The sequence below is a fragment of the Acidaminococcus sp. HCP3S3_G9_1 genome, from assembly GCF_052122455.1.
Lineage (GTDB): Bacteria > Bacillota > Negativicutes > Acidaminococcales > Acidaminococcaceae > Acidaminococcus.
In genome coordinates, this window is record NZ_JBQKCH010000001.1 from 57,812 (window position 1) to 73,699 (window position 15,888).

20 protein-coding genes, 5 tRNA genes and 1 other annotated feature are annotated in these 15,888 nt (G+C 54.4%); of the genes, 2 read left to right on the top strand and 23 right to left on the bottom strand.

The genetic code is table 11. The features are described from left to right. Positions 1–231: 231 nt before the first annotated feature. Both ACTQY1_RS00280 and ACTQY1_RS00285 read left to right on the top strand, forming a co-directional pair. Positions 232–795, top strand: a complete 564-nt coding sequence (locus ACTQY1_RS00280; protein WP_022487501.1) for a DUF3793 family protein — start codon at positions 232–234, stop codon at positions 793–795. 47 nt (positions 796–842) lie between these two features. Beyond that, positions 843–1,265, top strand: a complete 423-nt coding sequence (locus ACTQY1_RS00285) for a flavodoxin (protein ID WP_022487502.1) — start codon at positions 843–845, stop codon at positions 1,263–1,265. Positions 1,266–1,545: 280 nt separating this feature from the next. Here the strand turns inward: ACTQY1_RS00285 and ACTQY1_RS00290 are convergent, their stop codons facing one another. From ACTQY1_RS00290 to rlmB, 23 genes are all read right to left on the bottom strand, one after another. After that, positions 1,546–2,001 (bottom strand): DUF441 domain-containing protein, encoded by a 456-nt coding sequence (locus ACTQY1_RS00290; protein WP_022487503.1) that lies wholly within the window; start codon positions 1,999–2,001, stop codon positions 1,546–1,548. Between the two features lie 78 nt (positions 2,002–2,079). After that, positions 2,080–3,255, bottom strand: a complete 1,176-nt coding sequence (locus tag ACTQY1_RS00295) for a M20 metallopeptidase family protein (protein WP_441368792.1) — start codon at positions 3,253–3,255, stop codon at positions 2,080–2,082. A gap of 65 nt (positions 3,256–3,320) precedes the next feature. Further along, positions 3,321–4,172, bottom strand: coding sequence for a MetQ/NlpA family ABC transporter substrate-binding protein (locus tag ACTQY1_RS00300; RefSeq protein WP_329777685.1), 852 nt, complete (start codon positions 4,170–4,172; stop codon positions 3,321–3,323). Between the two features lie 22 nt (positions 4,173–4,194). Then, complete coding sequence (locus ACTQY1_RS00305; protein ID WP_308664060.1) at positions 4,195–4,860, bottom strand: methionine ABC transporter permease; 666 nt, start codon at positions 4,858–4,860, stop codon at positions 4,195–4,197. Further along, positions 4,857–5,882, bottom strand: coding sequence for a methionine ABC transporter ATP-binding protein (locus tag ACTQY1_RS00310; RefSeq protein ID WP_329777686.1), 1,026 nt, complete (start codon positions 5,880–5,882; stop codon positions 4,857–4,859). The genes ACTQY1_RS00305 and ACTQY1_RS00310 overlap by 4 nt, the downstream gene beginning before the upstream one ends. A 45-nt stretch (positions 5,883–5,927) precedes the next feature. Continuing rightward, positions 5,928–6,145: a binding site (T-box leader), on the bottom strand. Positions 6,146–6,263: 118 nt separating this feature from the next. Beyond that, a complete protein-coding gene (gene rplL, locus ACTQY1_RS00315; RefSeq protein WP_012937659.1) occupies positions 6,264–6,629 on the bottom strand; it encodes a 50S ribosomal protein L7/L12 in 366 nt (121 codons plus the stop codon). A gap of 74 nt (positions 6,630–6,703) precedes the next feature. Then, positions 6,704–7,237 (bottom strand): 50S ribosomal protein L10, encoded by a 534-nt coding sequence (gene rplJ, locus ACTQY1_RS00320; RefSeq protein WP_022487508.1) that lies wholly within the window; start codon positions 7,235–7,237, stop codon positions 6,704–6,706. A gap of 161 nt (positions 7,238–7,398) precedes the next feature. Next, positions 7,399–8,100: a 50S ribosomal protein L1 gene (rplA, locus tag ACTQY1_RS00325; RefSeq protein ID WP_154487623.1), complete on the bottom strand. Its 702-nt coding sequence runs from the start codon at positions 8,098–8,100 to the stop codon at positions 7,399–7,401. A 54-nt stretch (positions 8,101–8,154) separates the two neighbouring features. Continuing rightward, positions 8,155–8,580 (bottom strand): 50S ribosomal protein L11, encoded by a 426-nt coding sequence (gene rplK, locus ACTQY1_RS00330; RefSeq protein WP_012937656.1) that lies wholly within the window; start codon positions 8,578–8,580, stop codon positions 8,155–8,157. Between the two features lie 17 nt (positions 8,581–8,597). After that, entirely contained in the window at positions 8,598–9,173 is a 576-nt protein-coding gene (nusG, locus tag ACTQY1_RS00335) for a transcription termination/antitermination protein NusG (RefSeq protein ID WP_022487510.1), read from the bottom strand. A 2-nt stretch (positions 9,174–9,175) separates the two neighbouring features. Next, positions 9,176–9,400, bottom strand: a complete 225-nt coding sequence (secE, locus tag ACTQY1_RS00340) for a preprotein translocase subunit SecE (RefSeq protein ID WP_022487511.1) — start codon at positions 9,398–9,400, stop codon at positions 9,176–9,178. A 14-nt stretch (positions 9,401–9,414) separates the two neighbouring features. Continuing rightward, positions 9,415–9,576, bottom strand: coding sequence for a 50S ribosomal protein L33 (rpmG, locus tag ACTQY1_RS00345; protein ID WP_022487512.1), 162 nt, complete (start codon positions 9,574–9,576; stop codon positions 9,415–9,417). 138 nt (positions 9,577–9,714) lie between these two features. Next, positions 9,715–10,908 carry an elongation factor Tu gene (gene tuf / locus ACTQY1_RS00350; RefSeq protein WP_154487621.1) on the bottom strand — a complete coding sequence of 398 codons (1,194 nt, stop codon included), beginning with the start codon at positions 10,906–10,908 and terminating at the stop codon, positions 9,715–9,717. Between the two features lie 74 nt (positions 10,909–10,982). Next, positions 10,983–11,059, bottom strand: a tRNA-Met gene (locus ACTQY1_RS00355). Between the two features lie 5 nt (positions 11,060–11,064). Beyond that, positions 11,065–11,140, bottom strand: a tRNA-Thr gene (locus ACTQY1_RS00360). A 3-nt stretch (positions 11,141–11,143) separates the two neighbouring features. After that, positions 11,144–11,219 (bottom strand) — tRNA-Met (locus ACTQY1_RS00365). Between the two features lie 5 nt (positions 11,220–11,224). Next, positions 11,225–11,309, bottom strand: a tRNA-Tyr gene (locus ACTQY1_RS00370). 22 nt (positions 11,310–11,331) lie between these two features. Beyond that, positions 11,332–11,407 (bottom strand) — tRNA-Thr (locus tag ACTQY1_RS00375). 131 nt (positions 11,408–11,538) lie between these two features. Continuing rightward, positions 11,539–12,342: an undecaprenyl-diphosphate phosphatase gene (locus ACTQY1_RS00380; protein WP_441368793.1), complete on the bottom strand. Its 804-nt coding sequence runs from the start codon at positions 12,340–12,342 to the stop codon at positions 11,539–11,541. A 150-nt stretch (positions 12,343–12,492) separates the two neighbouring features. Next, positions 12,493–13,611, bottom strand: coding sequence for a 6-phosphofructokinase (locus tag ACTQY1_RS00385; RefSeq protein ID WP_441368794.1), 1,119 nt, complete (start codon positions 13,609–13,611; stop codon positions 12,493–12,495). Between the two features lie 23 nt (positions 13,612–13,634). After that, positions 13,635–14,096 (bottom strand): BREX-3 system P-loop-containing protein BrxF, encoded by a 462-nt coding sequence (brxF, locus tag ACTQY1_RS00390; protein WP_022486795.1) that lies wholly within the window; start codon positions 14,094–14,096, stop codon positions 13,635–13,637. Between the two features lie 118 nt (positions 14,097–14,214). After that, positions 14,215–14,949, bottom strand: a complete 735-nt coding sequence (gene sigH / locus ACTQY1_RS00395) for an RNA polymerase sporulation sigma factor SigH (RefSeq protein WP_022486794.1) — start codon at positions 14,947–14,949, stop codon at positions 14,215–14,217. Positions 14,950–15,051: 102 nt separating this feature from the next. Beyond that, a complete protein-coding gene (gene rlmB, locus ACTQY1_RS00400) occupies positions 15,052–15,804 on the bottom strand; it encodes a 23S rRNA (guanosine(2251)-2'-O)-methyltransferase RlmB (protein WP_022486793.1) in 753 nt (250 codons plus the stop codon). Positions 15,805–15,888: the final 84 nt, after the last annotated feature.

The window sequence follows — 15,888 nt, forward strand, 5'->3', positions numbered from 1 at the left end:
CCATCTGTACCAGTAAAATAATTATTCGTTTGATTAATTATACCCTCATTATAGCCCAAAACCGGTCCGGTGGCAAGATGGAGAAAAAAAATGGTTGCACAAAACAGAGGGATTTGTTATACTTCGTTTAGTTAGTAATTGCTAACTATTTTGGCTGGTATTTTTCGAAGTACAGCCATTTTTCTTTGGTTATTAATTAGTCATAACTAACTTATTCAAGGAGGCTCCACTATGACCATCACCCTGGAAACAGAACTGGTGCGCCAGTGCGCGCCCACCCTGGCCGGTCTCAAAGCCGCCAGTCTGTTCCGCTTCGTTTTCCGTCCCGGAGACAGCCCTTTCGCCCAGATCGGGGAAATCCAGCGCAGCCTGGAACCCAAACAAATCCGTCTGGAAGTCCTGAGCTATGACTGCATCCGGAAAAGTGCCCTCCTGTATGTGTACCGCCCCCACCGGCTCAGCATCCTTCTCCAGGATCCGGAAAGCAGTTCCTTCCTGAAACGCCAGGGCTATGAGGGCTCCACCTGTCAGGAGATCCTGGACCAGATGGCCCTGCGCCTGGCACGGCGGGACCCCTTCCCTCATGAAATCGGCATCCTGCTGGACTATCCTCTGGAAGATGTGAAAGCCTACATGGCCTCCCCCCGGGACAAAGGCGTTTGTTCCGGGTGCTGGAAGGCCTACGGAAACCGGGAACGGGCCGCCTGTTATTTTGCCAAATGCCAGAAATGCACCCGGATCTACTGGCGCTGCTACTGCGCCGGTACTCCCCTCAGCAGGCTGGCGGTGGCTTAAATAAAATGTTTGTCAGCCGGCGTGGCCGGCGGAAAGGATGGATTACAATGAGCAAAATCGCAGTGGTATTCTGGAGCGGGACCGGCAACACGGAAGCCATGGCCAAGGCCGTGGAGGAAGGTGCCAAAGGCAAAGGGGCTGAAGTGGTGGAATACAATGCTTCCGCCTTTTCCGCCGGGGAAGTGGCCAATTTCGACGCCATCGCCTTCGGCTGCCCGGCCATGGGAGCGGAAGTCCTGGAAGAAGGGGAATTCCAGCCCATGTGGGATGAAGTGAAAGGCAGCCTGAAAGGCAAGAAAATCGCCCTGTTCGGCTCCTACGGCTGGGGCACCGGAGAATGGATGGACAGCTGGAAAGCCGACGCGGAAGCCGAAGGCGCCGTGCTGGCCGCTGATCCGGTAATCGCCAACAACGCCCCGGATGACGATGCCCTGAATCAGTGCAAAGGACTGGGCGAGGCACTGGCGTAAAAAGAGGTGGTGCTGCACATTGCGTGCAACACCACCCTTAGCTGTAGAGCCGCATAGCGGCTCAAGTCTGGAGTCGGAAGTCTGGAGCCGAAGGTTAAATTTGTAGGCAAATTTTTTGAATGTGTAGAACCTTTGGACGAAATGATCTCTCAAATTGATTGCGATTCTGTTTCTACAGAATCAAAAGGATCCGTCCAGCCAGACGGATCCTGTCCTGAGGCTTCCGACTGCAGACTCCCGACTTCCGACTAAGGGGCTGTTGCGCATGCAACAGCCCCTTTCAATGAAACACCATTCCCAACACTTTCATTACACAGTACAAAATCCCGCTGGCGATCATGGGACCTACGGGGACGCCTTTGAAGAGGATGACGCCGATGATGGTGCCGATCAGCATGGCGGCCACCACCTGAGGATCCGCCCCCATCAGTTCCACCCCCCAGCGGCCCAATAAGGCCACCAGGGCACCGATGACCAGAGAGGCCATGCCCAGGGGTGTCTTGAACACTCCCAGGGTTTCCGCCAGACCGATTTTCCCGGTAGCGATGGGCACCATCAGCGCTGCCATCAGCAGCATGACCCCCCAGTTCACCCCGTGGCCGCCGAAATAGAGCAGTTTCTCCTCCGGCAGGAACAGCTTCAGCAAGACCAGGAGGCCGGCGGCATAAGATACCGTCAGATTATGGGCCAGATAGCCCAGGACAATCAGAAAGCCAAGGATCAGATAAGGCTGCATATACCTACTTCCCTTCCGTAATCAACAAATAAGAGGCTGGGCAGAACGCCACAGTCTCTTTATTTTACCCTACTTATCCTATTTCTTCAATTCCTCCTCCCACTCCAATACATACTGGACAAAATATTCCACACCCAGTCCCAGGGCTTTTTCGTCGATGTCGAAGTAGGGGCTGTGCTGAGGATACCGGCGGTCTTCTTCCGGGAAGCCGCCGCCCAACAGCAGCAGGCATTTGGGATTGTAGTACTTGGCGAAGTCTTCTCCTCCCATCTGGAGTTCCCAGTCCACCAGCTTGTCCGGATCGAAGACTTTGGCACAGGCTTTCCGTCCCGTATCCACACAGGCCTTGTCGTTGATCATGGGAGGAGGACCGAAATGGTACACCGTCCGCAAAGTCGCCCGGGTGGCAGTGCCCACGCCCTGGGCCACCCGTTCCAGGATCCCGGGATAAGCTTCCCGAAGTTCCTTGCTGAAAGTCCGGGCAGTGCCGGAGAGCTGGACTTCTCCCGGGATCACATTGCTGGTGGTGCCTCCCTGGAACCGGGTGACACTGAGCACTGCGGGCTCCAGGGGATTCACTTCCCGGCTCACCACGGCCTGGAGGGCGGTAACGAATTCCGCTCCGGCCAAAATGGGGTCGATGGTCTGATGAGGCAGGGCCCCGTGGCCTCCCTTCCCTTCCACAGTCACATCAAAGGTATCCGCGGCACTCATGACAGGCCCATACCGTAGGGAAGCCCAGCCCGCAGGGATCTTGCTCCAGATATGGAGGGCGATCAGCCGGTCGCATTCCTTCACCAGGGGTTCTTCCTTCATATAGGCGGCTCCGCTGTTGGCAATTTCTTCTTCCGCCGGCTGGAACAGGAACCGGACGGTCACCGTCAGCTGGTCCTTCAGGGCCGCCAGGATCCTGGCCGTCCCCAGCAGGATGGTAATGTGGGTATCATGGCCGCAGGCATGCATGGTCCCCAGGTTCCGGGATTTGTATTCCGCTTCTCCCAGTTCCGTAATAGGCAGGGCATCGATGTCCGCCCGGATCCCGATGATCCGGTTCGAAGCATGGGGCCCCTTCAAGGTGGCGATCACCCCGGAATGGCAGGATTCCACATAGGGGATCCCCAGTTCATCCAGATAGGCTTCAATGGCTTTCTGGGTCTGGAATTCCTTCCAGGACCGTTCCGGATTTTCGTGGAAATGGCGGCGCAGCCGGACCAGTTCCGGCTGGAGGGCTGCCACCTGTTCTTTTACATCCATGGCAAAGTCTCCTTTTCAGCAGGAAACCCCATCAGCCTGGGCCTCCGGGGTTTGTCTGCGTGTTTTTATTTCTTGGCATTGGGGTCGAACCACAGACCCTTGTTGTTCTTCTTCATGTATTCCTGGAATTCTGCGGACTTGTAGGCGTCGGCAATATCCTTGGCCCACTGGGCATCCTTGTTCTTGTCCTGGACAACCAGCTGGAGCAGCAGGTGCGGCAGGATATCTTCCTTCATCAGAGCGGTGGAAGGATCGATCTTGGCGTTGTAGATGATGGCACCGGTGATCACAATGTAGGAGAAGTCATTCCGGACAGCCGGGATGTTCAGGGATTTCATTTCGGTGAATTTCAGGTGATGGGGATTTTCAATGATATCCTGCTGGGTCACCGTGGACAGGTCCTTCTTGGGATCCAGTTTGATCCAGCCGGCCTTCTGGAGCAGGGCGTAGGCCCGGGCGGTGTTGGCGGCATCGTTGGGAACGGCTACCGTATCCCCGTCAGCCACCTGATCCAGGCTGCTCTTGGATCCAGCGAAGATTCCGGCCGGAACCGTGGGGATGGGGGTAATGGCCGCCAGATGGCCGTTCTGTTTCTTGTTGAAGTTTTCCATATAGGCGGTGTGCTGTTCCACGTTGAAGTCCACTTCCCCTTCGTTCAGGGCAATGTCAGCCTGGAGCAGGTCGGACATGTCCTTGCCAACGAACTTGTACCCTTTCTTTTCCAGGATGGGCTTTACCCCTTTTTCAAACAGGTCGGAATAAGGACCCTGGGATTTGCTGTACTTCAGTTCCTTTTTGGTGGAAGCCCCTTTGTCGGCGCTTTTGCCGGAATCGCTGCCGCAGCCTGCCACCAGGGCGGTGGTCATCACCGCTGCCAATCCGATTACCAGCCATTTTTTCAGTTTGCTTGTGTTCATGATGTTACCCCCTCAAAATTTGTTATCCATGATTTCTGGTTTTATACGCAAAGTGGTTGCCCACGGTCTGGATGATCTGGACGAAGACAATCAGTACCACCACCGTAAACAGCATCAGCGGCGTGTTCATCCGTTCATACCCGTATGTCAGGGCCAGGTCCCCTACGCCTCCGGCCCCGATGGCACCGGCCATGGCCGTGGCGCCGATCAGCCCGATGGTGCCGGTGGTAATGGACAGGATCAAAGATCCCTTGGCCTCCGGCAGCAGGAAGTACCAGACGATTTCAAAATAGGAGGCCCCCATGGACTGGGCGGCTTCCACAATGCCCCGGTTCACATCCAGGATGGAGTTCTCGAACAGCCGGGTGAGATAGGGCGTGATGAAGACGATCAGCGGGATCAGCGCCGCGGTGGTGCCGATCCGGGTCCCCACAATGGCCTTGGTCAGGGGCATGATGAAAACCATCAGGATAATGAAAGGAACGCTCCGGATGATGTTGATGATGGTGTTCAGCACCAGATAAATGGGCCGGTTCTTCAGGATCCCGTTGTCGTTGGTCAGCACCAGGATCATGGCCAGGACAATGGCCAGTATGGAGCCCACCAGAAGGGATACGAACACCATGTACAATGTCTGTTCCGCGCTCAGGATCAGCTGGGACGCGGGAACACCCAATTGGTCGATCATGACAGGCTCACCTCCTTCCACAGAATGCCCTGCTGGGTCAGGTATGCCTCACTCCGGGCAATTTTGTCTCCTTCATCCATGCACTGGAGGATGAACAGGCCCAGGGCAGTTTGCTGGAGTTCTGTCACCGTAGCGAAAACGATGTTGGTTTTCAGACCGAACCGGTCATTAAGTACGGAGATGTCTCCTTCCGAGGCCTGGCGGCCCAGGAAACGGAGTTTCAGCAGCTTGAAGGGACGGAGATCCTTTTTCAGATCTGCCTGGATGCTTTCCGGGATGGTGTCCGGGATGACCGTCCGGACGAACTTCCGGGTGATCTCCTGCTGGGGATTGCTGAATACTTCCAGCACGGACCCCTGTTCCACCACCCGGCCGTGTTCCATGACAGCCACCTTGTTGCACAGCTGCTGGATCACCTGGATCTGGTGGGTGACGAACAGGATGGTGATCTTCAGTTCCTTGTTGATCCGCCGGAGCAACTGGAGGATCTGTTCCGTGGTTTCCGGATCCAGGGCGCTGGTGGCTTCATCGCAAAGGAGGATGCTGGGGTTGGTGGCCAGAGCCCGGGCAATGCCCACCCGCTGTTTTTGTCCCCCGGACAGCTGGATGGGATAGGACCCGGCCTTGTCTTCCAGTCCCACGAACTGGAGCAGGGTCTTTACCGTCCGGTCCAGCTGCACCGGCTCCGTGTGGTTCAGCCGCAGGGGAATGGCCACATTTTCGTAGACGGTCCGGGAATCCAGCAGATTGAACTGCTGGAAGATCATGCCGATCTTTTTCCGTACCTTCCGCAGCTCATTGTGGGACAACTGGTCTATGACCTGTCCTTCGATCTCCACATGGCCTTCCGTGGGAGTCTCCAGGGCATTCACCATCCGCAGCAGGGTGGATTTTCCTGCCCCGCTGAAACCGATGACTCCGAAGATATCTCCCTTTTCCACTTCCAGGTTCACATGCTGGAGAGCCTGTACAGCCCCGCTGCCGATCTTGAAAGTTTTGCTGATATCCTGAAACTTGATCAAATCCAACACCTCTTGGTCTGTGTAAACAAAAAGGGCCATCGTCTCAACAGAGACGATGGCCCGTGGTTCCACTCTGATTCACCGGCATCCAAAGGCCGGCCTTTGCAGCAGGGATAACGGCTGCTGACCCGGGGCGCTCTACTGGAAATTCGAGGCCCAGCTCACGGAGGCATTCCCTAAGGTTCCCGCCGCCCGGCTCTCAGCTGCCGCCGGACTCTCTGTCGGCCTTCCCCAAAGGTACTGGTTCCGCTCATTGCTTTTTTCAATATGCTAATATCCTACTATGCAGGGGGTATTTTGTCAAGAGGAAATGTAATCTTTTTTCGAACAGTAAAAAAGGACCGCCCCAGGGGGACAGTCCTTTTGAAATACCAGCAGAAATTATTTCAGTTCTACGGTAGCGCCAGCTTCTTCCAGTTTGGCTTTCATGGCTTCAGCGTCAGCTTTGGCAACATGTTCTTTGATGGCGTTGGGAGCAGCATCAACGGCAGCTTTGGCTTCTTTCAGGCCCAGGCCGGTCAGTTCCCGAACAACTTTGATTACGTTGATCTTGCTGGCACCAGCATCTTTCAGAACAACGTCGAATTCGGTCTTTTCAGCAGCGGCAGCGCCGGCAGCAGGAGCAGCAGCTACGGCAACAGGAGCAGCAGCGCTAACACCGAACTTGTCTTCCATGGCTTTAACCAGGTCGGCCAGTTCCAGAACAGTCATATTTTCAATGGCTTCCATGATTTGATCTTTATCCATTTTTCATACCTCCAAAATTTTTAATGAAATGGGTAATGGTTTTCATCAGGCTGCAGAATCAGCCTGTTTTCCGATTAAGCAGATTCCTGCTCTTTCTTTTGCCGTACGGCTTCCAGGGTATACACAAAGTTGCGAATGGTCCCCTGCAGTACGTTGACCAGCCCGGAAATGGGGGCCTGCATGCTGCCAACCAGTTTGGCCAGCAGTTCGTCTCTGGAAGGCAGTTCTGCCAGAGCCTTGACTTCGTCCAGGGCGATTACTTTACCGTCCAGGATACCGGCTTTGATTTCCAGAGCTTTGTGGTCCTTGCTGAAATCGTTCAGGATCTTGGCAGGAGCCACAGGGTCTTCAGCGGAGAAGGCCACGGCGGTATTGTGTTCCAGATAGGAATCCAGTCCTTCAACACCAGCTTCTTTGGCGGCAATGCGGATAAAGGTGTTCTTGGCAACCATGTACTTCACACCGGCTTCACGCATTTTGCTTCTCAGTTCGGTATCTTCAGCCACGGTGAGACCGCAGTAGTCAACCAGAACAGCACCTTTGGAACTGGACAGCAGATCTTTCAGTTCTGCCACTTTACCAGCTTTTTCAGGTCTAATGTCATGCATCAGTAGTACACCTCCTTGCGTCAGTTTTTTATTAATCAATGAAAAGACCTCTCGGCGGGTCAGCCGGAGGTCATGTTTATCAACACTCCGACCTAGGCAGGTAGAAATCCGTTAGGCTTGCGCGCCTGCTGTCTTGGGTCCGATGGTCATTTTCTATTTGATTATTTGTTGCTGTCAGCTTTCAGTACGTCAACAGGAACGCCAGGGCCCATGGTGGTGCTCAGGGTTACGCTCTTGATGTACTGGCCTTTTGCGCCGGAGGGTTTTACTTTGATCAGGGTGGTGATCAGAGTCAGATAGTTTTCCAGCAGCTTGTCAGCGTCAAAGGAAACCTTGCCGATGGCAGTCTGTACGTTACCGGCTTTGTCGGTACGGTACTCGATTTTACCAGCTTTGATTTCGTTGACGGCACGGGTGACATCCATGGTCACAGTACCCACTTTGGGGTTAGGCATCAAGCCTTTGGGGCCCAGGATTTTACCCAGACGGCCTACAGTACCCATCATGTCAGGAGTGGCTACGCAGACGTCGAAGTCGGTCCAGCCGCCTTTGATCTTTTCCACGTATTCATCAGTGCCAACAAAGTCTGCGCCGGCAGCTTCGGCTTCTTTGGCCTTAGCGCCTCTGGCGAATACCAGCACAGTCTTGGATTTGCCGGTGCCGTTGGGGAGAACCAGAGCGCCGCGGACCTGCTGGTCAGCGTACTTGGGATCAACGCCCAGGCGGACGGAAACTTCCACCGTGCTGTCGAATTTGGTCACAGAAGTCTTTTTAACCAGATCAACTGCTTCCTTGGGGGAATATGCCTTGCCAGCTTCGATGAGCTTTGCGGCGTCGGTATATTTCTTACCAGCTTTACTCATTGTTTGTTCCTCCTTGTGGTCAAGCGGCTTTTGCCTCCCACAGTTTTTCAGACATTAGTCTTCTACAGTAATACCCATGCTCCGGGCAGTACCTTCGACCATGCGCATGGCAGCTTCAACAGAGCCAGCGTTTAGGTCTTTCATTTTGCTTTCAGCGATTTCCCGAACTTTGTCACGTTTAATGGTGGCAACTTTGTTCTTGTTGGGTTCACCAGAAGCCTTTTCGATGCCGCAGGCTTTCTTCAGCAGTACAGCTGCCGGAGGAGTCTTGGTAACGAAAGTAAAAGAACGATCTTCGAAAACGGTGATTTCAACAGGAATGATCAGGCCAACCTGTTTGGCAGTCCGTTCGTTGAAGTCTTTTACGAAGGCCATGATGTTGATACCAGCCTGGCCCAGTGCCGGACCTACGGGAGGTGCCGGAGTTGCCTTACCAGCAGGGACCTGCAGTTTGACCATCTTAACGACTTTCTTAGGCATAATTTACACCTCCTTACTTATTCAATAGCTTCCACTTGGGTGAATTTAACTTCAATGGGAGTCTCACGTCCGAACATTTCGACCATCACTTTGATCTTCTGCTGTTCGTCGTTGATCTCCGCTACCGTCCCTACCATATCGGTAAAGCCAGGGGCTTTGATGCGGACGGTATCATTCAAACCTACAGGGCATTCCATCCGGATTACAGGTTCTTCCACAGTCTTGCCGACTGCAGCAGTCTGTTCTCCTTCTTTGGGCATGGCCCCCAGGATGCGTTCTACTTCACGGTCAGATAAAGGAATGGGTTTTGTGCCGGTACCAACGAAGCCAGTTACACCAGGGGTGTTCCGCACAGCATACCAAGTCCGGTCGTCCACGATCATTTCGATCAGTACATAGCCTGGAAACACTTTCCGCGCCACGACCTTCTGCTTGTCATCCTTTGCGTCTACTTCATTCTGCATGGGAACCAGCACCTGGAAGATCTGCTCTTCCATACCCAGGGAATGGATTTTGCTTTCCAGATTCATCTTTACCTTATTCTCGTAACCAGAATAAGTATGAATGACATACCAGTGCTTTTGATTTTCCATGCTTACTGCACTCCCATCACTAAGCGAAACAGTACGGACAAGACAGCATCAATAGCCCAGATCAGGAAAGCTGCAAAGAGAGAGGAGAGGATCACCGTAATGGTGTACCCGATCAGTTCCCTCTTGGTGGGCCATGTTACCTTTTTCATTTCGGTTTTCACTTCTCGGAGAAAACCACCCACACCAGAGGTGCTCTTTACTTCCGGGGTGAATTGAGTTCCTGCCATAGTATCGCTCCACCTTATTTCGTTTCTTTATGCAACGTATGCTTTTTGCAGAACTTGCAATACTTTTTGATTTCGATACGTTCGGTATCGTTCTTTTTATTCTTCGTAGTCTGGTAGTTACGCTGTTTGCATTCGGTGCAAGCCAGGGTAATACCCACACGGTTTCCAGCTGCCATTCCTTAACACCTCACTTACATTCAAAACTCTTGATTCCCAAAAGCCGCCTATAAAGGTTATCATAGAACCGCCAGGATGTCAACAAAAAAGTGAGGCCGATGGATAGGTCGGCCTCAGTTTTACATCCGGTGATTCGATTAGCCTTCGATTTCAGTAACCACACCGGCACCAACGGTATGGCCGCCTTCGCGGATAGCGAAACGCAGACCTTGTTCGATGGCGATCGGGGTGATCAGTTCAACATCCATCACCACGTTGTCCCCAGGCATAACCATTTCGGTGCCTTCAGGCAGGTGAGCAACACCGGTAACGTCGGTGGTACGGAAGTAGAACTGCGGACGGTAGCCGTTGAAGAACGGAGTATGACGGCCGCCTTCTTCTTTGGTCAGTACGTAAACCTGACCTTTGAATTTGGTATGAGGATGGATGGTGCCCGGTTTGGCCAGTACCTGACCTCTTTCGATTTCGGTACGGTCGATACCACGCAGCAGGCAGCCGATGTTGTCGCCGGCTTCAGCCTGATCCAGGGTCTTCCGGAACATTTCCAGACCGGTGGCTACGGACTGTTTCTTTTCGTCGGACAGACCAACGATTTCAACAGTGTCCCCAACTTTGATCACGCCACGTTCCACACGGCCGGTAGCTACGGTACCACGGCCAGTGATGGTGAACACGTCTTCGATAGGCATCAGGAACGGTTTGGCCAGGTCATGGACAGGAGTAGGAATGTATTCGTCAACAGCCTTCATCAGTTTCCGGATGTTGTCTTCCTGTTCTTTGTCCCCTTCCAGGGCTTTCAGAGCGGAACCCACAACGATGGGCACTTCGTCTCCAGGATAGCCATACTGGCTCAGCAGGTCACGGACTTCCATTTCAACCAGTTCGATCAGTTCAGGATCGTCAACTTGGTCGGATTTGTTCAGGAACACTACGATGGCAGGTACGCCAACCTGGCGGGCCAGCAGGATGTGTTCACGGGTCTGAGGCATGGGGCCGTCAGCAGCGGAAACAACCAGGATGGCGCCGTCCATCTGAGCAGCACCGGTGATCATGTTCTTTACATAGTCAGCGTGCCCCGGGCAGTCAACGTGTGCATAGTGTCTGGTTTCGGTTTCATATTCAACGTGGGCGGTATTAATGGTAATACCACGTTCTCTTTCTTCCGGAGCCTTATCGATATCAGCATAGGCTTCGAAAGTGGCCTTGCAGCCCGGAGTTTCGGACAGCACCTTGGTGATGGCCGCAGTCAGGGTCGTCTTGCCGTGGTCAACGTGACCGATGGTCCCAATGTTCACATGGGGTTTGGTTCTTTCAAATTTCTCTTTAGCCATTAGAATACCTCCCAACGCTTTCTGAATATTTTTTTGGATTTTAAAATAGCCCCTTTACGGGGCTGTGTTGGTAATGGTAGCGGCGCACGGATTTGAACCGCGGACAGGCCGGGTATGAACCGACTGCTCTAGCCAACTGAGCTACGCCGCCATAATTGGAGCTGATGACCAGAATCGAACTGGTGACCTTATCCTTACCAAGGATACGCTCTACCATCTGAGCTACATCAGCATTTGGTTGCGGGGGCTGGACTTGAACCAACGACCTTCGGGTTATGAGCCCGACGAGCTACCAACTGCTCCACCCCGCGATGTTTGGTGGAGAGAGAAGGATTCGAACCTTCGAAGCCAGAGGCGGCAGATTTACAGTCTGCTCCCTTTAACCACTCGGGAATCTCTCCACATTTGTCTGTCAGGAACATTTGGAGCTGGCAAAAGGAATTGAACCCTCAACCTACTGATTACAAGTCAGTTGCTCTACCTATTGAGCTATGCCAGCGCTTTTCGTTCGTAACAAGTGTAAGTATAAAGGATGTTGGGGTTTTTGTCAACAACTTTTTCAAAAAAAGTGTAAGAAATTTTATAAACCAGAAAAACGGGGGCTGATGCCCTCCCTCAGCCCCCGTTTTCTTACAGATAAAAGTACCACACAGTCACCAGGGCCAGGAGGATCCGGTAGATCCCGAAGGCGGTCAGGGTGGACCGCTGGAGGAACTTCATGAACCAGACAATGGAGAAGTACCCCACCACAAACGCGGTGACGAAACCGATGGCCAGTACCGCCAGATCCCCTCCGGTCAGCGCGGAGATGTTCTTCAGCAGTTCATACAGACAGGCCACCACCATAACGGGCAGGGCCATGATGAAAGTGAAATCCGCCCCGGCTTTCCGGTTCACCCCCACCAGCAGGGCACCTCCCATGGTGGACCCGCTCCGGGAGAACCCGGGCCACAGGGACAGGAACTGGAAGAAGCCGATGTACAGGGCCTGGCGGATGCTGATGTGATCCACATCCTGGACCAGTTCCGCCTCATGGCCCCGGATCTTCCATTCCGCCACAATCATCAGAAGGGCTCCCAGCACCAGGCCCACAGCCACCGTAGCCGGAGAAAACAGGTATTTTTTGATGAAGGAGTGGACCAGATAAGCAAAGGCCATGGTGGGCACGCAGCCGGCGGCAATGTGCCAGCCGGTAAGTCCGGTGCCCATCTGCCAGCCTTCTTTGGTCAGGAACCGGGCAAACCGTTCCTTGTAAATCACCAGGACGGCCAGGATGGCCCCCAGCTGGATCACCACGTCGAAGATCTTGGCCAGGTTGCCCTCAAAGCCGATCATATGCCCTACAATGATCATATGGCCGGTGGAGGATACAGGGATAAATTCCGTCAGGCCTTCCACAATGCCCAACAGGACGGCAATCAGATTTTCACTCACGTCATACACTCCTTTTTCTTCTGCAATTCTTTTTGGTTAAGAGAACTTGTTCATTATATGGCAAATATCATAAAAAAAAAAGAGAAGACACGGATTTTTCCTCAGAGTTTAAGAAAAATTGTCCTTCTCTTTTTTCTTTGTTTCTATTATTCAGTCTTCCAGTTTTTCGTCTCCGAAAGAAATCCCCAGTTCCCGGCCGGTCCGGACGATGTCCGAATCCACCGGCACCTGATGGGGTTTGGACGCCGCCTGGGCGATGGGCACCCGGACGATGGCATTGGCCTGGAGGGAAACCATCACATTGTATTCCTCATCCAGACAGGCTTCCACAGCCGCTGCCCCGTACCGGGTGGAAAGCACCCGGTCGTAAGCGGTGGGAGAACCTCCCCGCTGGAGGTAGCCCAGAACCGTGCACCGGGATTCGATGCCGGTTTTCTCTTCGATTTCCCGGGCCAGTTTTTCCCCGATGCCACCCAGCCGGATGGGTTCGAAGCTTTCCTTCACCATCCGGGCAATGGTCAGCTGGCCCCCGATGGGTTTGGCCCCTTCCGCCACAGTGATGATGCTGAATTTCTTCCCATTCTGCTGGCGCCGGCGGATTTTCCGGATCACCGCATCCAGGTCATAGGGGATTTCCGGGATCAGGATCACATCCGCTCCCCCGGCTATCCCGGAATGGAGGGCGATCCAGCCTGCATACCGGCCCATGACTTCCAGCACCATCACCCGGTGATGGGATTCCGCCGTGGTATGGAGCCGGTCCAGGGCTTCCGTGGCCATGGCCATGGCCGTATCGAAGCCGAAGGTCCGTTCCGTGCAGGGCAGATCGTTGTCGATGGTCTTGGGGACCCCCACTACGTTCACCCCGCAGAACCGGTGGAGATCATAGGCGATCTTCAGGCTGCCGTCCCCGCCGATGACGATGAGACAGCCGATGCCGTGGTCTTTCAGGTTCCGGACCACATCTTCCCGCCGGTCTTCATAGATCACATTGCCTTTTTCATCTTCTCCGGCGGCATAATGGAAGGGATTGTCCCGGTTGGTGGTTCCCAAGATGGTCCCGCCCCGGGGCAGGATCCCGGAAACATCTTCCAGGCCCATCAGCTTCATGTCGTTGCAGATCAGCCCGTGGAAGCCATTGGAAATGCCGTAGATCTCAAATCCATGATGGATGGCCGTCTTTACCACGGCCCGGATCACGGCGTTCAGGCCCGGGCAGTCACCTCCGCCGGTAAGGACCGCCAGGGTTCCCCTTTTCTTTTCCTGCATTGGACTTCACCCTTTCCTGGCTGTTATTCCACTTCCCACACCGTATAGTCCGCGGCGGAGATCCGGATGGATTCCGTGCCGTCGAACTTGTCATAGCACAGCAGCCCGTCGTTTACATAACCGGGCCAGGCCAGCACTACCGTATAGGCTTTCCCCAGGGCATCGATGACGCTCTTGGGATCAATGTGGAACACGGGAACGAACAGCGTCTGCACCCGGTCCAGCAGGATCACATCTCCCCGGTGGCCGGACAGTTCTTCCGTCAGCATTTCCGGAGCTTTTTCCTTCCGTTCACTGGGCAGCAGCTTCAGGAATTCTTCGGTGATCAAAAGCCGGGTATCCACATAATCCCAGCCTTTGGCTTCCGCCGCTTCCCGGAGCAGTTTGCTTTTGCCGCTGCCGGGTTTCCCGGTAACGACCAGGACCTTTTCATCCTTTGCCTGTACGGCTTCCACCTGTTTCAGAAATTCTTCCATTTGACTCATGTGTATCGCCCTCCCTTAGATGCATGGATTTTCCGCTGTTTATACCATGTTATTCGCCGTGAGAAAAGAGAATTCCTGCAAAAGAGTTTTTTTCTTCTTTTCACCGGCCAGCGAATTGTCAGATTGTTTCAATTCTATCATTCTTGTTATGGCTGGTCCGGAGATGTTCCTTGGCTGCCATAATCAAAAGTCCCTTGTTCAGTGTCATCAGGTCCAGTTCATGGTTCCGGCTGGCCAGATATTTTTCCAGTTTCCGTTTTACCCGCTGAAGAGCGTTGTCAATGGATTTGGTGCTCCGCTGGAGTTCCCGGGCAATCTCCTGGTAGCTTTTGCTTTCCAGGTATTTGCACAGGGCCTGCCATTCCAGACTGCTGAGCATGGCACTGACGTTCCGCTCAATGTCATTGAAGGCTTCCTGGTCCACCAGCAGATTTTCCGGATCCACTCCGTGACTTCCCCCCAGCATGTCCAACAGGGTCCGTTCCTTGCCTTCCTCAAACACCGGCTTGTCCAGGGACACATAACAGTTGAGAGGCCGATGTTTCTGCCGGGTGGCGCTTTTGATGGCAGAAATGATCTGCCGGTTCACGCAGACTTCCGCAAAGACCTTGAAGGAAGCCTGCTTTCCCGGCCGGTAATCCCGTATGGCCTTGAAAAGGCCGATCATCCCTTCTTGGATGATGTCCTCCTTTTCCGCCCCCACCAGAAAATACCGGCTGGCCCGGATCCGGATGAATTCCTTGTACTTGTCCAGCAGATACTCCTGAGCCTGCCGGTCATCCCGGTCCTGGATCAGCTGGATCAGCTCCTCGTCGGACAGGGTGTCATAGACTTTCCGCAGTTCTTCCTGCAACAGTTCACGCCCCCTCTGGTGTGTTTTGTGCTCCTTCTGATGTTGAGACCGAGGGGCTGCATGCCGCCTGCCTCAGCCTCTGTGCTCTTTACTCTGCACCCTTCACGGCTTCTTCCGCCCTTCCAGGATCCGCTGCCGGACAATGTCATAGAGCAGGATCCCGCCTGCCACAGAGGCATTCAGGCTGGACACCTGCCCCAGCATGGGGATGCGGACGATGAAGTCACAGTTTTCTTTCACCAGACGGCCCAGGCCCTTGCCTTCCGCCCCCACCACCAGCACCATGGGGCCGGTAAGGTTGGCGTCGAAATACTGGGATTCCCCGTCCATATCCGCCCCGGCGATCCAGAAGCCCCGCTTTTTCAGCTGCTTCATGGTCTGGGCAATATTGCCGATCTGGATCACCGGCACATATTCAATGGCACCGGCAGAAATCTTGGCCACCACTCCGTTGAGAGGGCAGCTCCGGCGCTGGGGCAGCAGCACCCCGTGGACCCCAGCCGCATTGGCGGTCCGGATCAGGGCTCCCACATTCTGGGGATCCTGGAGTTCATCCAGGAGCAGCAGCAGGGGCACTTCTCCCCGGCTTTCCACCCGGGCCAGCACCGTATCCAGATCCTGGAAGGCCACCGGCGCCCCCTGGGCCGCCACCCCCTGGTGACGGACCCCGTCGGAAATTCGGTCCAGGGCTTCCCGGGTCACCTTTTCCACCGGGATCTTCCGTTCCTGAGCCAGTTCCAGGATCTCGCTGAGACTGCCCCCGTGGCTGCCTTCCTGGATCAGCACTTTGTTGAAGGGCCGGCCGCTGCGCAGGGCTTCCCGCACCGCATTCCGTCCCACAATGAAATCTTCCATGGTTCCTCCTGATACAAGGGAAGGGCTGCCGCAGCTGCGACAACCCCTTTCCCGTTGTCCCGGTCAGCGCCTTCCGCCTTTTGG